The sequence below is a fragment of the Priestia sp. GS2 genome (assembly GCF_036409025.1).
Taxonomy (GTDB): domain Bacteria; phylum Bacillota; class Bacilli; order Bacillales; family Bacillaceae_H; genus Priestia; species Priestia aryabhattai_A.
The window spans coordinates 2804014-2823386 of sequence record NZ_JAZGJX010000001.1 but is presented as its reverse complement, the minus strand read 5'-3'; the positions used below and the strand labels follow the sequence as shown (position 1 = coordinate 2823386).

Sequence of the window (19373 nt, the reverse complement as noted above, 5' to 3'; positions counted from 1 at the left end):
GGGGAGAGGTTCTGTGAACAAAGTAAATGTAGGAATTGTAGGGTTAGGCAGGCTTGGAATTCAGCATGCTGAGAATTTAGCTTTTCGCATTCCAAACTGTGAATTAAAAGCAATTTGCGGCTTAAATACGGAGCAGTTAGCCGAACTAAGTGATAAGTGGAATATTCCATATACGTATACATCCTATGAAGAAATGTTACAGAACAGTGAGCTCGATGCCATTTTTATTGCTTCACCTTCTAATTTCCACTGTGATCAAATTCAGCAAGCATTAGAAGCGGGGTATCATGTGTTCAGTGAAAAGCCATTAGGGCTTTACTTAGAAGAGGTGGAAAAGATTGAGACAATTATTAATCGCCACCAAGACAAAGTATTTATGCTGGGCTTCATGAGAAGATATGATGATTCATATGCATATGCCAAAAAACAAATTGAACAAGGGGCAATAGGTGAACCTGTGATGGTTCGCTGCTACGGGTTTGATCCTACGGAAGGCTTGGAATCATTTTTGAAATTTGCCCAAAAAAACTATAGCGGCGGTATATTCTTAGACATGGCTGTGCATGATTTTGACCTTGCCAGATGGTATCTTGGAGCTGAAGCCGAGCAGGTGTGGGCAATTGGAGGAGCATATTCAGTTCCAGCATTCACAGAGTTAAATGATGCAGAAACAGGAGCGGCTCTTGTAAAGTTTTCAAATGGTACGATGGGCCTTTTTGCAGCAGGAAGAAATAGCCGTCACGGGTATCATATTGAAACAGAAATTATCGGTACAAAAGGAAGTCTGCGAATTGGAACTGTTCCTGAAAAAAACGCGGTAACCATTTTTAACGACGCAGGTGCTTTGAAGGAGTGCGTATCCAATTTTAATGAACGATTCGCACAGGCATATTTGTCAGAGGTTGAAGAATTTATTCATTGTATTCAAACGGGGAACAAGCCAACTATCACTGCTAAAGATGGCGTGCAGGCTTCGCTATTGGGATATGCGTGTAAAGAATCATTTGAAACGGGTGAGCTGGTTTATGTTAAATCTTACTCTAGCACAAAGTAACAATAAGACGCCTCACATTATGTGAGGCGTTCTCTACACCTTTTATGGAGTTATACGGACAGCCTTTGGTGTTGATCTGCAGGTTGATAACTCGTGGTTTGCTCAGGTAATGCTAAAAATCTTGTTAGGAAAGCGCCAACAAAGTAAAGGATGGCAAAGATCCACATTAAGCCACCGACACCGACAGGACCGATAAATAATGCCACAATAGCTGGACCAACAAATGCAGCTAGACCAGACCCTAAGTTCAATACGGACATTGCAGCTCCTTTATTATCAGGAGCAAGAGATGGGACAAGAGCAGTTAACGGCACGTACCCAGCTAAAGCCGCTCCATAGAAGCAGGCAACTAGCATCAATGCCCAGTAATTATGGCCAAAAATTTGGGGTGTATAGTAAAGTGCAAGTGTAGCTAGTCCGCATCCAACGCCACCGAACCACGTTACGGTGTTAACCCAGCCGAACTTATCACCAATAACACCAAAGATGAGGTTAAAGACAATATTGACAAAAAATAATGTGCCCCATATTTGGAGCCATTCTGTAATCGTAAAGTTAAAACCAACCATATACGTTGGTAAAAAGACCACAAAGCCAAATTTTGCAGCGGAATTAATAATCTTTACTACGCCACCAATCGCTACTTTCGGCTTCTCAGCCATAATAGTTAAACCTTTTAGAAGTTCTTTTGTTTTGTTATCGCTTACAATTTTACCGTTAAATCGATCTTTGTTAATGACGATAGATAAAATAGCACCAATCGCAACGAACACTAAAGCAGTCCATAGCGTCGCAACTTCTCCAATTCGGCTTACCATTATGCTAGAGTATAAAGCGCCGATAACGCTAAGACCAAGCTCAAAGACAAACCAAAACCAGCCAACAGCTCTAGCTAATGATTGCTGAGGCGTGTTATAAGAAACCCAAACTAAAAATGAATAAGCAAAAAGTGGATAGCCTAACCCGCGAAGTCCATAAGATAAGAGAATTAAAGGATAGTTCAAGCTTGGAATAGCTATGCCAATAAAAACAATAGAACCAATAATAAATGAAACAACGCCAATAATCATTGTCTTTCTCGGGCCCCACATTTGAACAAGGACACCTGAAAACCATGCGCTAATGGCAACAGTAATACCATAAAGGGAAAATAAAAAACCAGCTTGTTCCATTGATAAACCACGTTCTACTAGATAAGGTGATAGCCATCCGTGCTCAAGGCCATCTCCAATCATGAATACAACGATACCTATGTAGCCCCAAAATAGATTAGAAGGAATGCCCATTCTGTCAATCCATGAGTTCTTCGTTTCAAGCATATTCATTTGTCCATCCACCACTTTCAAAGTTTTTAAGAAAGGAAAGCGCTTAACTCTATTCATAAAAAGAAGTATACGGTTACATTTCTGAAAAGTCAATTAAATTTATGGGGTTTTTGGACTCTTTAAAATTCATTTTAACTTTGATAAAGGACAATTGAATGTTTATATAATAAGGTTAGAAAAAGATAATTTAGTTTTTCTCAGAAATTAAGTTATTTAAAAATTAAAAAAATATTGAGATTCACTAGAATGTATGTATAATAGAATTTAAGAAAGCGCTTAACTTAATTTTAAATTGAGCAATGCGTACTAGAGTTAACAGTATGGATGGGAGGATATAAAACAATGACTCATATTTTAACGGTGGGGATAATAGGAGCAGGAAGAATTGGAAAGCTTCATGTTGATAACTTAAAGCTAATTCCACAAATTAAAATTAAAGCGGTTTCAGATGTGGTGGTAGATCACCTGCATGATTGGGCTAAAACAAATGAAATTGACGTCTTAACAACGAACTATCAGGATTTATTAAATGATGGTGAAATTGATGCAGTGTTTATTTGTTCACCAACCAATACACACGCAGCTATTATTAAAGAAGCTGCTCAAGCAAAAAAACATATTTTTTGTGAAAAGCCGGTTAGCTTCTCTGTTGAAGAAACACACGATGCGTTAAAAGCAGTAGAAGCAGCTGGAGTGAAGCTTCAAGTAGGGTTTAATCGCCGCTTTGATCCAAACTTTAAAAAGGTACGAGAGCTTGTAAAAACAAATGAAATTGGGCAGCCTCACGTCTTAAAGATAACGTCTCGTGATCCACAGCCTCCAAGCATAGATTATGTGAGAGCATCTGGCGGCTTATTTATGGATATGATGATTCATGATTTTGATATGGCTCGCTACATAATGGATAGCGAAGTCGTTGAGGTTTCCGCTCATGGAACGGTACTAGTAGATCCGGCAATCGGAGAAGCAGGGGATATTGACACAGCGATTGTAACGCTAAAGTTTGAAAACGGAGCGCTTGGTGTCATTGATAACAGTCGACAAGCAGTATATGGCTATGATCAACGACTCGAAGTTTTTGGAAATAAAGGGGTAGCGACAGCTGATAACTGCATTCCGACAACGGTTCAGGTATCAACAAGTGAACACGTGGTAAAAGAAAAACCATTATACTTTTTCTTAGAGCGCTATACGCAAGCCTATGTTGAAGAAGTAAAAGAATTCGCGACAGCGTGCTTAACAGATCAACCTGTAACTTGCAGTGGAAATGATGGGTTTCAAGCAGAACGAATTGCGAAAGCAGCAAAAGAATCACTGTTATCAGGAAGACCTGTACGTCTAGAAGAATCATACGTAACAAATGGATGAATTACGTTTTATCATGCAAAATGATTAAGCGCTTAACCTAGTTGATAAAAAGCAGGAGGATAGATAATGAACAAACTACAGTTTAAGCAAGACCGTCCCCTTGATTTTGTTGCCCTTGGACGATTGTGTATCGATTTAAATGCTAATGAAACACAGCGTCCGATGGAAGAAACAAAGACGTTTACGAAATATGTTGGAGGTTCTCCAGCGAACATTGCAATTGGCGTATCTCGCCTTGGTTTGAACACAGGATTCATCGGTAAAGTTTCTGATGATCAAATGGGGCGTTTTATTACATCCTATCTCACAGAGAACAATATCGATACGAATCATGTTGCAATTGATCGTACAGGAGCGGTAACAGGATTAGCTTTTACCGAAATTAAAAGCCCGACGGATTGTAGTATATTGATGTATCGTGATAATGTTGCAGATTTAAAGCTTGATGTCCACAACGTATCAGAAGCATATATCAAGCAATCAAAAGCACTTTTAATTTCTGGTACAGCACTCGCACAAAGTCCATCTCGTGAAGCCGTTTTCTTAGCGTTAGAATATGCACGAAAACATGAAGTAGTAGTGTTTTTTGATATAGATTATCGTCCGTATACGTGGGCTTCAGAAGAAGAAACGTCAACTTACTATAACTTGGCCGCAGAGAAATGCGATGTGATTATCGGTACACGTGAAGAATTTGACATGATGGAAAAGCTATTAAACTTAGAAGCTTCTAGTGATGAGGTAACGGCAAATAGATGGTTTTCTTATAATGCCAAAATCGTGATTATCAAGCACGGTGGTGAAGGATCAATCGCCTATACGAAAGATGGCAACTCCTATCGCGGCGGCATTTTTAAAACAAAGGTGCTGAAAACCTTTGGTGCTGGCGATTCATATGCATCAGCTTTTATTTATGGCCTGATGACTGGGATGAATGTAAAAGAAGCCATGAGGTTTGGAAGTGCATCGGCTTCGATTGTTATCTCACGTCATAGCTGCTCTGACGCGATGCCAACCGCTGCCGAAATTAAAGAGTTTATGAGCTCAGCGGAAGAAATTTTACAGGAAACTTATTAATAACAAAGGGGAGATTTCACGATGACACAAACAGCCGTCAAAGACGTTAAAAACTATATTGGTGGACAATGGGTAGAAGCTTCTACTTCGAGAACGGAGCCTGTTTACAATCCTGCAACAGGCGAAGTGATTGCTAACGTTCCGTTATCGACAAAAGAAGATGTAGATCGCGCAGTAGAAACCGCAAATGAAGCGTTTCAAACTTGGTCACAGGTAGCCGTGCCAAAGCGTGCGCGTATTTTGTTTAAGTACCAGCAACTTCTTGTTAATCATTGGGATGAGCTAGCAAAGCTTGTAACGCTTGAAAACGGTAAGTCTTATAACGAAGCATACGGTGAAGTTCAGCGTGGAATTGAGTGCGTTGAGTTCGCTGCAGGTGCACCTACGCTTATGATGGGCAAGCAGCTGCCTGATATCGCAACAGGAATTGAATCAGGAATGTATCGCTATCCAATCGGCGTTATTGGCGGAATTACGCCGTTTAACTTCCCGATGATGGTGCCATGCTGGATGTTCCCATTAGCCATCGCTTGCGGAAATACGTTTGTGCTGAAACCATCTGAGCGTACACCGCTTTTAGCAGCACGCTTAGTAGAGTTATTTGAAGAAGCTGGTTTGCCAAAAGGCGTGCTAAATATTGTAAACGGTGCTCATGATGTAGTAAATGGATTATTGGAACATAAGCACGTGAAAGCAATTTCGTTTGTCGGTTCACAGCCAGTAGCCGAATACGTGTATAAAAAAGGAACGGAAAATCTAAAAAGGGTTCAGGCTTTAGCTGGTGCAAAAAATCACTCAATCGTGTTAAACGATGCTGATTTAGACGTAGCGACAAAGCAAATTGTAGGAGCCGCGTTTGGGTCCGCTGGTGAGCGCTGCATGGCTGCATCTGTTGTTACAGTGCAAGAAGGCGTAGCAGATGAATTGATCAATCGACTAGTTGAAGAAGCAAATCGCATTGTGATTGGAAATGGTCTCGAAGAAAATGTTTTCTTAGGTCCAGTTATTCGTGAAGGACATAAAGAGCGCACGCTTGGCTATATTGAATCAGGCATTGAGCAAGGTGCTAAGCTTGTTCGTGATGGCCGTAGTGACGCTGCGGTTCAAGGGAACGGATATTTCGTTGGCCCAACTATTTTTGATAACGTTACGCAGGAAATGAAAATTTGGCAAGATGAAATCTTTGCTCCGGTGCTATCAATTATTCGAGTTAACAATCTTGGAGAAGCCATTGATATTGCAAACCAATCACGCTTTGCAAACGGTGCGTGCATCTATACAGACAGCGGTTCGAGCGTTCGTGAGTTTCGTGAAAAAATTGAATCCGGTATGTTAGGGGTAAACGTAGGTGTTCCAGCCCCGATGGCATTCTTCCCGTTTTCAGGATGGAAGGATTCATTCTATGGTGATTTGCACGCGAACGGAACAGACGGTGTAGAGTTCTATACCAGAAAGAAAATGGTAACAGCACGCTGGTAAGTTGTAAACAAAAAATGAGAGGGGAGTATTAGGAACAGCTTGTTCTGAAGACTTCCCTTTGTTATGAAAGGGGAAAAAGAAATGACAACGGAAAGAATGACAACGGCACAAGCTCTTGTAAAGTTCTTAAACCAGCAGTACGTCGAAGTGGATGGAAAGGAAACAAAGTTTATCAAAGGAATCTTTACGATTTTTGGTCATGGTAACGTGGTAGGAATTGGGCAAGCTCTTGAACAACATGCGGGAGAACTGGAAGTCTATCAAGGAAGAAACGAGCAAGGTATGGCAAATGCAGCGATGGCATTTGCCAAACAAAAGCACAGAAAGCAAATCATGGCGTGCACTTCTTCAGTAGGGCCTGGTTCTGCCAACATGGTAACAACAGCTGCTACTGCTACTGCTAATAACATTCCTATTTTATTGCTTCCAGGTGATGTGTTTGCTACTCGTCAGCCTGATCCTGTTCTTCAACAAATCGAACAAACTCATGACTTATCCCTTTCAACAAATGATGCTTTTCGAGCAGTGAGTAAATATTGGGATCGCGTTAATCGACCGGAGCAGCTCATGACGGCAATGATCAACGCTATACGCGTATTGACCAATCCAGCTGATACAGGAGCCGTGACAATTTCGCTGCCGCAAGATGTACAAGGAGAAGCCTTTGATTTTCCTAGCTATTTCTTTAAAAAACGCGTGCACAGAATGGAAAGGCGTTTGCCTACGAGAGAGTGTGTGAGAGATGCCGTTCAGCTTATTGTAAGCAAGAAAAAGCCTATTATTATTTGCGGTGGGGGAGTTCGCTATTCGGAAGCAACAGCTGAATTAAAAGCTTTTTCAGAAGCATTCCATATTCCTTTTGGTGAAACACAAGCTGGTAAAAGTGCTATTGAGAGTGATTTCTTTTATAACCTAGGTGGGATAGGTGTAACCGGTAATCTCGCTGCGAACTCAATTGCTCGTGAAGCAGATCTAGTCATTGGAATTGGAACGAGGTTTACGGATTTTACAACGGGTTCAAAAGAATTGTTTCAGCATCCAGACGTCGAGTTTTTAACCTTGAATATCTCTGAATTTCATGCCAATAAGTTGGATGCCGTAAAGGTAGTGGCTGATGCGAAAGAAGCCCTTCGAGAGCTAACAGCTGAATTAATCCAGCATGGATATCACTCAGGTTACGGAACGGAAATCGTTGAGGCTAAGCAAAAGTGGCAAGCAGAGCTTGAACGTTTACATCACGTGCGTTACCAAGAGGAAGCATTTGTTCCAGAAGTAAGCGGACAGCTTGATGAGGTGCTTTCTGAGTATAAAGAAGCGCTCAGAACGTCATTAACGCAAACAAGCGTTATTGGTCAAGTAAATCATCTACTTGATGAAGATGCAATTATCGTAGGCGCAGCAGGCAGCTTGCCGGGGGATCTTCAGCGGATGTGGACATCGCGCACGCCCAATACGTATCACATGGAATACGGATATTCATGCATGGGTTACGAAATTGCAGGAGCACTTGGAGCTAAGCTAGCTGAGCCAGATAGAGAAGTTTATGCAATGGTTGGAGATGGAAGTTATCAAATGCTTCATTCAGAGCTGGTGACCAGCTTACAGGAGAAAAAGAAAATAAACGTTTTATTGTTTGATAATTCAGGGTTTGGCTGCATCAACAATTTGCAGATGAGCAATGGAATGGGAAGCTTTGGTACAGAGTTTCGCTACCGAAACGAACAGTCGAATAAGCTAGATGGTAACATTCTCCGCATTAATTTTGCACAAAGCGCAGCGGGATACGGAGTGAAAACGTACGAAGCGCGCACGTTAGAAGAGCTTAGATTTGCTCTTGAAGACGCGAAGAAACAAGAAGTGTCTACGCTTATTGATATTAAGGTACTGCCAAAGACCATGACAAATGGATACGACTCATGGTGGCATGTTGGAGTGGCAGAAGTTTCTGATAATAAAAGCGTACAAGAAGCGTTTGAAGAGAAAAGAACACATTTAACAAAAGCAAGATTGTATTAGGTACAACTGAATAAGAGCTTGAAGGGGAGAAGGGCTATGTTTAAACAAGGTGTAATTAAGCTTGGTATTGCGCCAATTGCGTGGACGAATGATGATATGCCGGAACTTGGTGGAGAAAATACGTTTGAACAGTGTATTAGTGAAATGGCGCTTGCTGGCTTTAAAGGAAGTGAAGTGGGCAATAAGTACCCACGTGATGTGAAGGTTTTAAAAAAAGCGCTGTCTCATCGTAGATTAGAGATTGCAAGCGCTTGGTTCAGCACATATTTGACGACAAAGCCATTGGAGGAAACGGTGAGTGCTTTTATTGATCATCGTAACTTTCTACACGCAATGGGTGCAAGCGTAATTGTTGTGTCAGAGCAAGGACGTAGCATTCAAGGACTTATGCATACTCCGCTTTTTGATGAAAAGCCCCAGTTTACTGAAGAAGAGTGGGAGCGACTTGCCCTGGGCCTAAATCACTTAGGGATGCTTGCCAATGAAAAGGGCATGCATATCGTGTATCACCATCATATGGGAACCGGCATTCAAACGACATCTGAGATTGATCGACTAATGGAGATAACTGATTCTGACTTGGTCCACTTGCTGTTTGATACGGGACATCTAGTGTTTTCAGGTGAAGATCCTCTGTATGTTTTAAAAAAGTATCTGCCACGTATTAAGCACGTTCATTTAAAAGATGTGCGACGCGACGTAGTCGAAGCTGTGAAAGCGAAGAAATGGAGTTTTTTACAAGCGGTTCGTCAGGGAGCATTTACTGTACCAGGAGACGGGAGCATCAACTTTGATCCAATCTTTGCAGAGCTTGCTAAGTCTGATTACGCGGGATGGTTTGTAGTTGAAGCCGAACAAGATCCCGCTATTGCTAATCCGTTTGAATATGCGTTAAAAGCACGTCAATTTATTAAAGAAAAAAGTGGACTATAAAGTAGGTAACGTAAGGAGCTGGAAGAAATGTTTGAAAAGCTTGGACAGTTAAAAGAAGGCTACAATGAATTAACGAATATGGCAAGCAAGCATGAGAATATGATGCTTGATATCGGAATCTATAGTTTAAGAGAAGGTGCGGAGCAAGTATTGCGAGATTCGAAGAAAGAAACAGCAGTACTTTTATTAGAAGGGAAAATCCGCATTGAGTGGGATGGTAATGTCCAAGAGATAGAGCGTGAAAGCGTGTTTGAAGAAGATCCATGGTGCCTTCACGTTGCATGCGATAATGAAGTGAAAATTACGTCGCTTAGAAAAAGTGAATTCCTTGTTCAAAAAACAGACAATGATCGTATGTTTTCTTCTAAGCTTTATATACCTTCAGATTGTCAAAGTGAAGTAGCGGGAGAAGGTGTATGGGACGGAACAGCTCAGCGAGTAATTCGTACCATATTTGATTACAATAACGCGCCGTATTCAAATATGGTTATTGGTGAAGTGATTTCTTATCCAGGTAGGTGGTCGAGCTATCCTCCCCATCATCATGACCAGCCGGAAGTTTATTACTATCGCTTTAATAAGCCTCAAGGGTTTGGCTGTGCAATGGTTGGTGAAGATGCTCATCGCGTTGTTCATAATAGCTTTATCACCATCCCGGGAGAACTAGACCATCCTCAAGCGACCGCTCCAGGGTATGCAATGTACTTTTGTTGGATGATTCGTCACCTTGACGGTAATCCGTGGAATGCGCGCATTATGGAAAAGGAACATGAGTGGTTACTTGAGCCTGGAGCCAAAATTTGGCCGGAAAAAGAGTAGTGAAAAGCGCCTAACAAAAGTTGGGCGTTTTTTCACAGTTTATGAGGAAAGAAAAGGGGAATATCTACACTAACAACTACTTTGATTGAAAAGGGAGAGTGGATAAGATGAAGCAGGTAACGACTCAGGAAACACAGGCGATTCAAGGGCAAGATCCTTCTCAAAAGGGAAACAAGCTTCTAACAGGTATTGCGGTAGGAGCAGCTGTTGGAGGTGTGGTAGCACTGGTGGATAAGCGTACCCGAACAAAGGTTATATCCGGCGCACAGTGCGCTAAAAGTTCGACAACAGATTTTGTCACGCGTTTACGAGAGAACCCGTCTGAGGTAAAAGGTGAATGGCAGCATCGCATTAAAGTAGCTTCAGGTGTTATTAAAGAAGTAACGTCAGATCTTAAGAGCTTATATGAGAAAGTGAACAATGAACTAAATGGTTCCGTACAGTCTATTAAAGAAGAGTCTTCTCAAATAGTAGAGTCTGCGCAAACTGTACAAGAAGACCTGCAAGAAATCGGTGATAAAGTAAAGCAGGCTGGTGAAGAAGTGGCTACTCCGACAAACCCTGAGCTCAAAAAAAACCCAACTCCTCAGCCTGAAACAATACCAAACAAACCAGCCTACTATCAATAAAACACAAAAAGGCTGGGACATCAGTATTTCAGTCATTTATCCGAGCTATCACAAGTAAATTAACTTGCGATAGCTCGGATGTTTTTTTGTTGGTTTGAAAAGCGAGTGTTTGTAGCGTAATGGAACGAATTAAATTGCTCTTACAGCCTGGCGATTGTAGAAGCGTCAGGCTTCGTCTTTGAGAGGAAATCATTTAGCTATGTCTCAGTCTCTTTTATATGAAAATCTCCGGAATACGAAATTTTTTAAAATAATAATATATACCCATAACAAAACAACTTATAGTTCAATAGGTCTGTTTAATATTCTTATAGTTATATTTTAACAGTTTTTTTACAATTTTTATCCTCTTTTTAGCCTATAATGTCGAGTTGTAAGACGACCTAAATAGAGAAATATGTAGGATTTTAGCGGTGTGTAATGCTTTATTACAAAAGCAAAAAACTATTGACCGACAAGAAACTTCAGATTAAAATAAATTTTGCTAATAGTGTGATAATTTTGAGGGGGGTATTATCTTTGGTTACATGGAAAAAAGTACTAGGAACATCGTTGCTAGCAACGACCGTTGCAATCGGTGGAGGACTTCCGCTGTTTAACGCCACAAGTGCATCAGCGAAAACAGCTGATCAGCTTGAAAGTCCACCGCTTGATATGAATATCGTTCCAGAAGAACGATTAGGAAAGGCGCTGCAGCAGCAAGGCATCATTTCGAAAAAAGCATCAAATCAAGAAGTGAAGAAGGCTGTCCAAGCATACATAGAGAATAAAGACAGTCACAAAGAGAGTATGAAAGGTCAAAAACCAAATAAAATTGATCTTAAAGCAAAGCAAGCACGTGCGAAAAATGTGGAAAAAGTAAAAGAAGCAAAGAACGTGAACATGAACGCTGTCACAAAAGGAAAAGGTGACGGAGTAAAAGTTCAACCTGCTAAAGATGCAAAATATAACGGTAAAGTTCGTACAGACAAAGTGCTTGTCCTGTTAGTTGAATTTGCGGACTTTAAGCATAATAACGTGGTTCAAGAGCCTGGTTATATGTACGCTGATGACTTTAACCGTAACCATTATGAAAAATTAATGTTTGGTGATAAAGAATTCAAGTTGTTTAACGGTAACAAAGTTCAAACATTCAAGCAATATTACGAAGAGCAATCTGGCGGAAGCTATACAATGGACGGAACGGTATCAGAGTGGTTAACAGTTAAAGGAAATGCTGCTGAATATGGTGCTGATAATCCAAAAGGTGGCCATGATAACCTTGGGCCAAAAGGGCCTCGTGACCTTGTAAAAGAAGCGCTTCAAGAAGCTGTTAAAAGCGGCATTAATCTAAAGGAATTTGATCAATTTGATCAATATGATTTAGATGGTGACGGCAACCTAAACGAGCCGGATGGTTTAGTTGATCACTTAATGATTATCCACGCTGGTACAGGGCAAGAAGCAGGTGGCGGTAAGTTAGGAAATGATGCAATTTGGTCACACCGTTGGACGCTAGGTCAGCCTTATAAAGTACCTGGTACTGACATTTCTGCTTATGATTACACAATTCAGCCGGAAGACGGAGCGGTTGGTGTTTTCGCTCATGAGTATGGTCATGACTTAGGTCTTCCAGATGAGTACGATACGCAATACTCTGGTCAAGGTGAGCCGGTTGGAGTATGGTCTATCATGAGTGGTGGAAGCTGGGCTGGAGAAATTGCTGGAACAGAGCCAACGAGTTTCTCTCCGCAAAACAAAGAGTTCTTCCAAAAGGTAATGGGAGGAAACTGGGCAAACATTAAAGAAATGGATTTAAAAGATATTAACAAGACTGGCGCTGTAAGCATCATTGATCAAAGCGTAACGAAATCTAAAAACCCAGGTATTGTGAAGATTAATCTTCCTCAAAAAGCCGTGCAAGGGATGAAAACTGATTTCGGTAAGAAGTTTTATTACAGTCAAAAAGGTGACGACCTGCGCACAGCAATGACAACAAAAGAGTTAGATTTAACAAATGCAACAAAAGCGTCATTTGATTTTAAAGCAAACTATGAAGTGGAAGCAGAATATGATTACTTATATGTAAATGCTATTTTGCCAGATGGATCTAAGGTTCTTTTAGATACAATTGGTGATAAAGCAAATAACGCTGATCATTCGGCTGAAACAACAAATGGTAAATGGGTAGATGTAAGCTATGATTTAAGTCAATTTAAAGGTAAGAAAATCAAGCTTCAGTTTGAATACGTAACGGATGGTGGACTAGCGCTAGAAGGTTTTGGCCTTGATAACGCATCACTTGTTGTAGATGGTAAAGTAATATTTACAGATGATGCAGAAGGACAAACAACGTTTACACTAGACGGATTCGAGCAAACAGATGGTTTAATGTACAAGGATAACTACTACTACGTTGAGTGGAGAAACTACGCTGGAAATGACAAAGCGCTGCAATTTGCGCGCGGAGCGAAGTACAATACTGGAATGCTATTGTGGTATGCTGATGATAGCTACTTAGATAACTGGGTTGGACAGCACCCTGGTGAAGGTTTCTTAGGGGTTGTGGATTCACATCCTAAAAAGGTTCTATACTTTAATGGAAACGGAATTAGCACAACGGCAAACACAACGCGTTATCAAATTGCAGACGCTGCGTTCTCATTTGATTCAACGCTTCCATGGACATATACACATGCAACAAATGGAACAATCTCTTCTAAAGAAGCAAAAGGCGTAACAAGCTTTAACGACCGTCGTTCTTATATCGATGATCGTATTAAAGATGCAGGCCGCATCCTTCCAAAACACGGTTTGAAAATCGATGTAATTGGCGAAGCGAAAGATAATTCAGCTGGCGCGGTTTGGATTCATAAATAAGAGATTCAGAAGCGGTAAGTGAAAAACTTACCGCTTTTTTCTATGGAAAATATTGAAATGAGGAACACAATGTGTATATAATGTATATAAAGTATATATACATTATTTAAAAGAGGTATGAATATGCATATTGTAATTTCAAATCAGTCAAAAGAGCCTATATATGAACAAATTTACCATCAGATTCAAAAGCAAATCTTAGCGGATGAATTAAAACCGGGAACCTCGTTACCATCGATGCGTCAGCTTGCTAAGGATTTAGGTGTTAGCGTCATTACAACCAAGCGTGCTTATGAAGAACTTGAAAAGGGTGGGTTTATCTTTTCAATTGTGGGAAAAGGCTCATTTGTTTCGGAACAAAATCATGAGATGATTCGGGAGCGAAAGCGAAGAGTTATCGAAGAACAATTAGCAGCTGCCATTCAAAACAGCAAGGGGATTGGAATTGAGCTGCAGGAACTTCAAGAGCTTTTAATTATTTTATATGAGGAGGAAAGGTAATGAATAGCGTGATTGAATTGAATAATGTAACCAAGTCCTTTAACGGATTTCAGCTAAAGGATTTATCTCTGTCAGTAAACAAAGGTTTTGTGACAGGATTAATTGGTGGAAACGGAGTAGGAAAGTCGACGATTATTAAAATGATTATGAATCTATTACAGCCTGATAGAGGGAGCATTTCTGTATTTGGCTTGAACTACATCAAGCATGAGAAAGAGATCAAACAACGGATTGGATTTGTATGCGATGAAAATATGTACTACGAAAACATTACGTTACGTGAACTTCATCGTATTATTAAGCCCATGTACAGAAACTGGGATGATACGTTGTTTACACAGTACGCGGAACGCTTTGAATTGCCTTTACGTAAAAAAATCAAAACATTTTCAAAAGGGATGCTGATGAAGGCTTCTTTAACGATGGCATTGTCTCATCATGCAGATTTAATTGTGATGGATGAGCCAACATCTGGCTTAGATCCCATTTTTCGAAGAGAGCTGTTAGAGATTCTACAAGAGCTCATGCTCAATCATGAGAAAACAATCTTCTTCTCCACGCATATCACCACAGATTTAGATAAAATCGCAGACTATATTACCTTTATCCATAACGGACAGCATATGTTTACAAAAGAGCACCATCAAATCTTTGAAGAATACGCCCTCGTAAAAGGGGCAGTTGATTTATTAGATCGTGACACGAAAAAAGAATTTCTAGCCATTCAAACGTCTAATCATGGGTTTGAAGCGCTCACTAACAAAAAGGACCGCGTACACGATATCTTCGGTGCAGAAGTGCTCATTGAAAAGCCGACGCTTGAGGACATTATGTTCTATACAAAAAAGGGGGAGCGTGAACATGCTACAGCTTATTCGTAAAGACTTTTTATTACAAAGAAATGTATTTATTATTTTACTACCGATCTTATTTATCTATTTACTAATTGATACGTCGACTACTTGGGTAGGTATTATCTTTAGCATTGCACTCATCATGAATGCTTTTTCAGAGGATGAGAAATCCGCTGTGCGGCTTTTGCTAAACTCACTTCCGTACACACGTAAAGAGATTGTATCAGCTAAATACCTTGGTGCGTTCCTGTTTGCAGTTATTACGCTTTTGGTCATTGCTATTTCAAACCGGATTATTCATGGTGAAGGGATGCAGTGGGGGCAATTAGTGTTTAGTATCAGCGTCGTTTTGATCTTTGTTTCCATTGCCTTTCCAGTTTCGTATATCTTTCACAGCAAATATTTAGGAATAGCTTTTATTGGGCTGTTTGTTATCTATATGATTATTGCTAATACCTTTGTTCATAATCTACAGGAACAAGTAATTAACGTTGCACGCACAATCATGTCTTTTAATGTTTCAGACCTTTATCTGTTTGTTCTTTTACCTGCGTTACTTCTCTACCTCTTATCGTGGCTTACATCGATTTTTATCTATAAACAAAAAACATGTTAAGTGGTTCCTTTTCTCTAGCTCTCAATGAACATACTATTCTTAAGAAAATAATAACAGTTTTGTAAGGATAGTCTTGCAAAATGAAACTGAACCTTTACAATTAAAAATAAGACTGATAGAGCGAGGAGAAAAGAGAACTAGATGCATGATTCATTTTTAAATCACATCGTATCCTCTAGTAGACAAGGCGCGATGAACGTTCATACTTTTAATACAGCACTCATAGAAGCTAGCTCATATGCTATTTTTTTGTTGGATAAAAAAGGGGATTTACTTTTTTATAACGAACAAGCTTCAGCTTTTGTATGTACTGAAGTGCAAGGACGAATCTCTTTTTTTCAACTTGCAAAGTACGGATTAGATCATGAAAAGTATTTTGCATATGCACTGAACGGTGAAGTTGTCCAATTTACAGCAATGTTAAAAACAAAGTGTGGCAAGAATATGAGGATGATGGTGAGTTATATTCCAGTCTTTATCCATGAACAATTACAAGCGGTGTATGCAATCTGTAAAAAACAGGCGGAAGAGCAGTGGCATTTATTAACGCTTCAAAACCAGCTGGATATGGAACAAAAGCTAGCGAATATCGGAAGCTGGTATTATGATGTGCTAGAAAATCGATTCTGCTGGTCGAGACAAATGCATTCAATTTTTGGAGTTAAAGAACATAGCGGTTTTCTTCCTTCATATGATAAAGTGCTGGAGTTTGTTCATCCGGATGATCAAGAATATATGAATCAAACTGTCAAACAAGCTATTAACAGGGGTGATAGCTATAGTATTAAATATCGTTTAATACAACCAAATGGTGATTTACGTATCGTATTTGAAAAAGCAGACCCCGTCATGAATGAGCAAAATCAAGTTGTGCAGCTTCTTGGTGTTGTATATGATGTAACTGAAATACATCATATAAAAAAACAGTTTAAGCAGGTTAAACAGAGGTTTTCTGTGAGGCAAGCTAATTTAGAAGTTGGGATATGGTCAGCAGATGTGCGTGAAAGCAAAGTGACGTTTTGCTCTGATGGCATTGCCGATATCTATGAGGAGTCAATAGAAAAGATTATTGAAAATCGATCGTTTTGGAAAGAGCGTGTACATCCTGATGATTTAGAAAAAGTAGAGTTAGCACAATTAAAGTTGATGAAGGGTGACCCTATCTGTCATTACTACCGTATTATTACGAAAAAAGGAAATGTTAAATGGTTAAAAGATCAGATAGTTCCTGATGTCGATGAAAAGGGAAACGTCATTCGATTAGATGGAATTATAGAAGATGTTACGGAGAAAAAGCATTATATAGACGAAATTGAATATCTAGCACACTATGATTACTTAACCAATTTACCGAATCGCCGTAAGTTTGAACAAACATTAACTGAAGTAATTACGCATGCTAAAAACAACGAGGCTTCTATTGCTGTTTTTTATCTTGATCTTGATCGCTTCAAGCATTTAAACGATAACCTAGGTCATGATATAGGTGACCGCATGCTGCAAAAGATAGCGCTTCGGCTTCAACAAAAAACACAGGGGAAAGGGTCTCTTGCGCGAATCGGTGGAGATGAATTTGCACTGTTTTTTGAATCAGCAAACTGCTTGGAAGATTGTATGCCAATTGCCAAACAGCTTTTTGAACAGGTAGAAAAGGAAGTTAAAATGGATGAACTTGACTTGCATACGACAACAAGTATGGGGATTGCAATTTATCCACGTGATGGAGAAGATGCGAAAACTCTTTTGAAAAATGCCAGCCTTGCCTTGCATCGAGCAAAAGAGCTAGGGAAAAATGAATGGCAGCTCTATTCACCTTGTATGGATAGTCAAATGTATACAAGCTTTCATTTAGAAAAAGAGCTGCGCAGTTCGTTTGAACGCAATGAGCTGTTTCTTCAATATCAGCCAAAGATTAACGCGCAAACGAGAGAGATTGATAGTTTTGAGGCACTGATTCGCTGGAAACACCCAGAGCGGGGATTTGTATCACCTGGAGAGTTTATTCCAGTCGCTGAGGAGTCTGACCTTATTGTCAAGATTGGTGATTGGGTACTAGAGAAAGTATGTCAACAGCTGAAAGAATGGAAGCAGTTGGGGCTGACGGTTGTGCCAGTGTCGGTTAACGTATCGTCGAAGCGCCTTTTGAAACCGCACTTTATTGAATTTATCACAGAGCTCTTAAAACGCTATGACATCGATCCCTCGCTTATCGAACTAGAAATTACGGAAAACTCTATCATTCATCATGAAGATCAGGTGAAAGAAATGATGACAACCTTAAGAAAGCAGGGCGTAACGTTTGCTTTAGATGATTTTGGAACAGGGTTTAGCTCGCTATCTCACTTGCAGAAGCTGGAGTTCGACGTACTAAAAATAGATAAGACATTTATCCAATCTGTTGTTGAAAATGAGAAACATCAAATGATTACAAAAAGTCTGCTCTACCTCGCACAAGGGCTGAACATGAAAGTTGTAGCTGAAGGTGTGGAAACGCATGCGCAGCTTTCGTTCTTAAAGAATCGGGGATGTTCTTTTATTCAAGGCTATATCTTTAGCAAACCTGTGTGCGAAGACAAAGCGGCTGACTACTTGAAAATGAAGTATTTAACGCCAAACGTATAGCATAGATAAGATGAAAAAACACTTGGACGTATCATCCAAGTGTTTTTAATTAGCTTTCTGAAAAACCAGTTGCGATAACGGTTACCATTACTTTATCTTGAAGGTCTTCGTTGATAACGGAACCGAAGATCATGTTTAATTCTTGATCAGAAGCAGACGTCACGATATCAGCAGCTTCCTGAACTTCAAATAAGCTGAGGTTAGAGCCGCTTGTAATATTCATGAGAATTCCTTGTGCTCCGTCAATTGAACGGTCTAACAGTGGACTAGAAATTGCTTTCTTTGCCGCTTCAGCAGCACGATCAGGACCGCTTGCAATCCCAATTCCCATCAGCGCATAACCTTGGTCAGACATAATGGTCTTTACGTCAGCGAAATCAAGGTTAATAAAGCCTGGGATAGAAATTAAGTCCGAAATGCCTTGAATACCTTGACGAAGTACGTTATCAGCTTCGCGGAAGGCATCAAGCATTGTCGTACGCTTATCACCAATTTCTAATAAGCGATCGTTTGGAATGACGATCAGCGTATCAACCGCGTTCATCATTTCGTCAACGCCGCCTGTTGCTTGACGCGTCCGTTTTGTTCCTTCAAAACGGAACGGTTTTGTTACGACACCGATTGTTAGCGCACCGAGCTCACGAGCCATTTCCGCAACAACAGGTGCTGCACCTGTTCCTGTTCCGCCGCCCATGCCTGCTGTTACAAACACCATGTCGGCACCTTGAAGAGCATCTTGGATTTCTTCTTTGCTCTCTTCCGCAGCAGCGCGTCCAACTTCAGGATTTGCACCAGCACCGAGTCCGCGCGTTAGGGCAGCGCCAATTTGCATGCGCTTTTCTGCTTTTGATAGATTAAGAGCCTGAGCGTCTGTGTTTACAGCCATAAACTCAACGCCTTGTACACCGTGTTCAATCATGCGGTTAACGGTATTATTTCCACCGCCTCCTACACCAACTACTTTAATTTTCACTAGTGGAGATCCTGTATCAAAATCAATCATATGTTCAGCCTACTTTCTTTCATTCGATTGTTCAAAAAAGGTAAGTGATTGTTTAAATAATCATCATCTTTATTTCCGTTGACATAATGATGTTAAATTCACTGTTTTATCGCCATTGTACCATTAATTAAGGTTGTCTGTCTGTATTTGACGAAAAACGTTATCAAAACGCAAAAAAGATGACCAAATAACTCGACTTTGGTCATCTTTTGAATGTA

The 19373-nt window shown here is 40.2% G+C and carries 15 protein-coding genes; 13 read left to right on the top strand and 2 right to left on the bottom strand.

Translation table 11 applies throughout. The annotated features are described in order from the left end of the window. Nucleotides 1-13: 13 nt before the first annotated feature. Complete coding sequence (locus V2145_RS14365; protein WP_094912407.1) at nucleotides 14-1054, top strand: Gfo/Idh/MocA family oxidoreductase; 1041 nt, start codon at nucleotides 14-16, stop codon at nucleotides 1052-1054. A gap of 50 nt (nucleotides 1055-1104) precedes the next feature. On the opposite strand, the gene V2145_RS14360 is transcribed toward V2145_RS14365, so the two are convergent. Further along, complete coding sequence (locus V2145_RS14360; RefSeq protein ID WP_094912409.1) at nucleotides 1105-2379, bottom strand: MFS transporter; 1275 nt, start codon at nucleotides 2377-2379, stop codon at nucleotides 1105-1107. Nucleotides 2380-2721: 342 nt separating this feature from the next. Here V2145_RS14360 and iolG point away from each other — a divergent pair, with 342 nt between their 5' ends. The 12 genes from iolG to V2145_RS14300 all read left to right on the top strand — a co-directional run bounded on the left by iolG (nucleotide 2722) and on the right by V2145_RS14300 (nucleotide 18152). Further along, complete coding sequence (gene iolG / locus V2145_RS14355; protein ID WP_094912410.1) at nucleotides 2722-3747, top strand: inositol 2-dehydrogenase; 1026 nt, start codon at nucleotides 2722-2724, stop codon at nucleotides 3745-3747. A 66-nt stretch (nucleotides 3748-3813) separates the two neighbouring features. Next, a complete protein-coding gene (gene iolC, locus V2145_RS14350; protein ID WP_094912412.1) occupies nucleotides 3814-4824 on the top strand; it encodes a 5-dehydro-2-deoxygluconokinase in 1011 nt (336 codons plus the stop codon). A 21-nt stretch (nucleotides 4825-4845) separates the two neighbouring features. Next, nucleotides 4846-6303 (top strand): CoA-acylating methylmalonate-semialdehyde dehydrogenase, encoded by a 1458-nt coding sequence (locus tag V2145_RS14345; RefSeq protein WP_094912413.1) that lies wholly within the window; start codon nucleotides 4846-4848, stop codon nucleotides 6301-6303. Between the two features lie 81 nt (nucleotides 6304-6384). Then, nucleotides 6385-8319, top strand: a complete 1935-nt coding sequence (gene iolD, locus V2145_RS14340; protein ID WP_094912414.1) for a 3D-(3,5/4)-trihydroxycyclohexane-1,2-dione acylhydrolase (decyclizing) — start codon at nucleotides 6385-6387, stop codon at nucleotides 8317-8319. A 36-nt stretch (nucleotides 8320-8355) separates the two neighbouring features. Next, nucleotides 8356-9252 (top strand): myo-inosose-2 dehydratase, encoded by an 897-nt coding sequence (iolE, locus tag V2145_RS14335; RefSeq protein WP_094912416.1) that lies wholly within the window; start codon nucleotides 8356-8358, stop codon nucleotides 9250-9252. A 27-nt stretch (nucleotides 9253-9279) separates the two neighbouring features. Further along, entirely contained in the window at nucleotides 9280-10071 is a 792-nt protein-coding gene (locus V2145_RS14330) for a 5-deoxy-glucuronate isomerase (protein WP_094912417.1), read from the top strand. A gap of 107 nt (nucleotides 10072-10178) precedes the next feature. Next, the gene (locus V2145_RS14325) at nucleotides 10179-10700 is read left to right on the top strand and encodes a YtxH domain-containing protein (RefSeq protein ID WP_311859020.1); all 522 of its coding nucleotides are present in this window, start codon (nucleotides 10179-10181) and stop codon (nucleotides 10698-10700) included. A 519-nt stretch (nucleotides 10701-11219) separates the two neighbouring features. After that, entirely contained in the window at nucleotides 11220-13559 is a 2340-nt protein-coding gene (locus V2145_RS14320; protein WP_397428372.1) for an immune inhibitor A domain-containing protein, read from the top strand. Nucleotides 13560-13682: 123 nt separating this feature from the next. Beyond that, nucleotides 13683-14060, top strand: a complete 378-nt coding sequence (locus tag V2145_RS14315; protein WP_094912421.1) for a GntR family transcriptional regulator — start codon at nucleotides 13683-13685, stop codon at nucleotides 14058-14060. After that, nucleotides 14060-14941, top strand: a complete 882-nt coding sequence (locus tag V2145_RS14310; RefSeq protein WP_330987933.1) for an ABC transporter ATP-binding protein — start codon at nucleotides 14060-14062, stop codon at nucleotides 14939-14941. The genes V2145_RS14315 and V2145_RS14310 overlap by 1 nt, the downstream gene beginning before the upstream one ends. Beyond that, a complete protein-coding gene (locus tag V2145_RS14305) occupies nucleotides 14922-15530 on the top strand; it encodes an ABC-2 transporter permease (RefSeq protein WP_094912423.1) in 609 nt (202 codons plus the stop codon). The genes V2145_RS14310 and V2145_RS14305 overlap by 20 nt, the downstream gene beginning before the upstream one ends. Nucleotides 15531-15671: 141 nt before the next feature. Further along, the gene (locus V2145_RS14300; RefSeq protein WP_330987932.1) at nucleotides 15672-18152 is read left to right on the top strand and encodes an EAL domain-containing protein; all 2481 of its coding nucleotides are present in this window, start codon (nucleotides 15672-15674) and stop codon (nucleotides 18150-18152) included. Between the two features lie 49 nt (nucleotides 18153-18201). On the opposite strand, the gene ftsZ is transcribed toward V2145_RS14300, so the two are convergent. After that, nucleotides 18202-19155: a cell division protein FtsZ gene (gene ftsZ / locus V2145_RS14295; protein ID WP_094912427.1), complete on the bottom strand. Its 954-nt coding sequence runs from the start codon at nucleotides 19153-19155 to the stop codon at nucleotides 18202-18204. Nucleotides 19156-19373 lie beyond the last annotated feature (218 nt).

Coding starts and splice junctions, on each gene's coding strand:
- iolG (WP_094912410.1), top strand. CDS start 2,722: ATGACTCATATTTTAACGGTGGGGATAATAGGAGCAGGAAGAATTGGA.
- V2145_RS14345 (WP_094912413.1), top strand. CDS start 4,846: ATGACACAAACAGCCGTCAAAGACGTTAAAAACTATATTGGTGGACAA.
- V2145_RS14305 (WP_094912423.1), top strand. CDS start 14,922: ATGCTACAGCTTATTCGTAAAGACTTTTTATTACAAAGAAATGTATTT.
- V2145_RS14300 (WP_330987932.1), top strand. CDS start 15,672: ATGCATGATTCATTTTTAAATCACATCGTATCCTCTAGTAGACAAGGC.
- V2145_RS14325 (WP_311859020.1), top strand. CDS start 10,179: ATGAAGCAGGTAACGACTCAGGAAACACAGGCGATTCAAGGGCAAGAT.
- V2145_RS14330 (WP_094912417.1), top strand. CDS start 9,280: ATGTTTGAAAAGCTTGGACAGTTAAAAGAAGGCTACAATGAATTAACG.
- ftsZ (WP_094912427.1), bottom strand. CDS start 19,155: ATGATTGATTTTGATACAGGATCTCCACTAGTGAAAATTAAAGTAGTT.
- iolE (WP_094912416.1), top strand. CDS start 8,356: ATGTTTAAACAAGGTGTAATTAAGCTTGGTATTGCGCCAATTGCGTGG.
- V2145_RS14360 (WP_094912409.1), bottom strand. CDS start 2,379: ATGAATATGCTTGAAACGAAGAACTCATGGATTGACAGAATGGGCATT.
- V2145_RS14315 (WP_094912421.1), top strand. CDS start 13,683: ATGCATATTGTAATTTCAAATCAGTCAAAAGAGCCTATATATGAACAA.
- V2145_RS14310 (WP_330987933.1), top strand. CDS start 14,060: ATGAATAGCGTGATTGAATTGAATAATGTAACCAAGTCCTTTAACGGA.
- iolC (WP_094912412.1), top strand. CDS start 3,814: ATGAACAAACTACAGTTTAAGCAAGACCGTCCCCTTGATTTTGTTGCC.
- iolD (WP_094912414.1), top strand. CDS start 6,385: ATGACAACGGAAAGAATGACAACGGCACAAGCTCTTGTAAAGTTCTTA.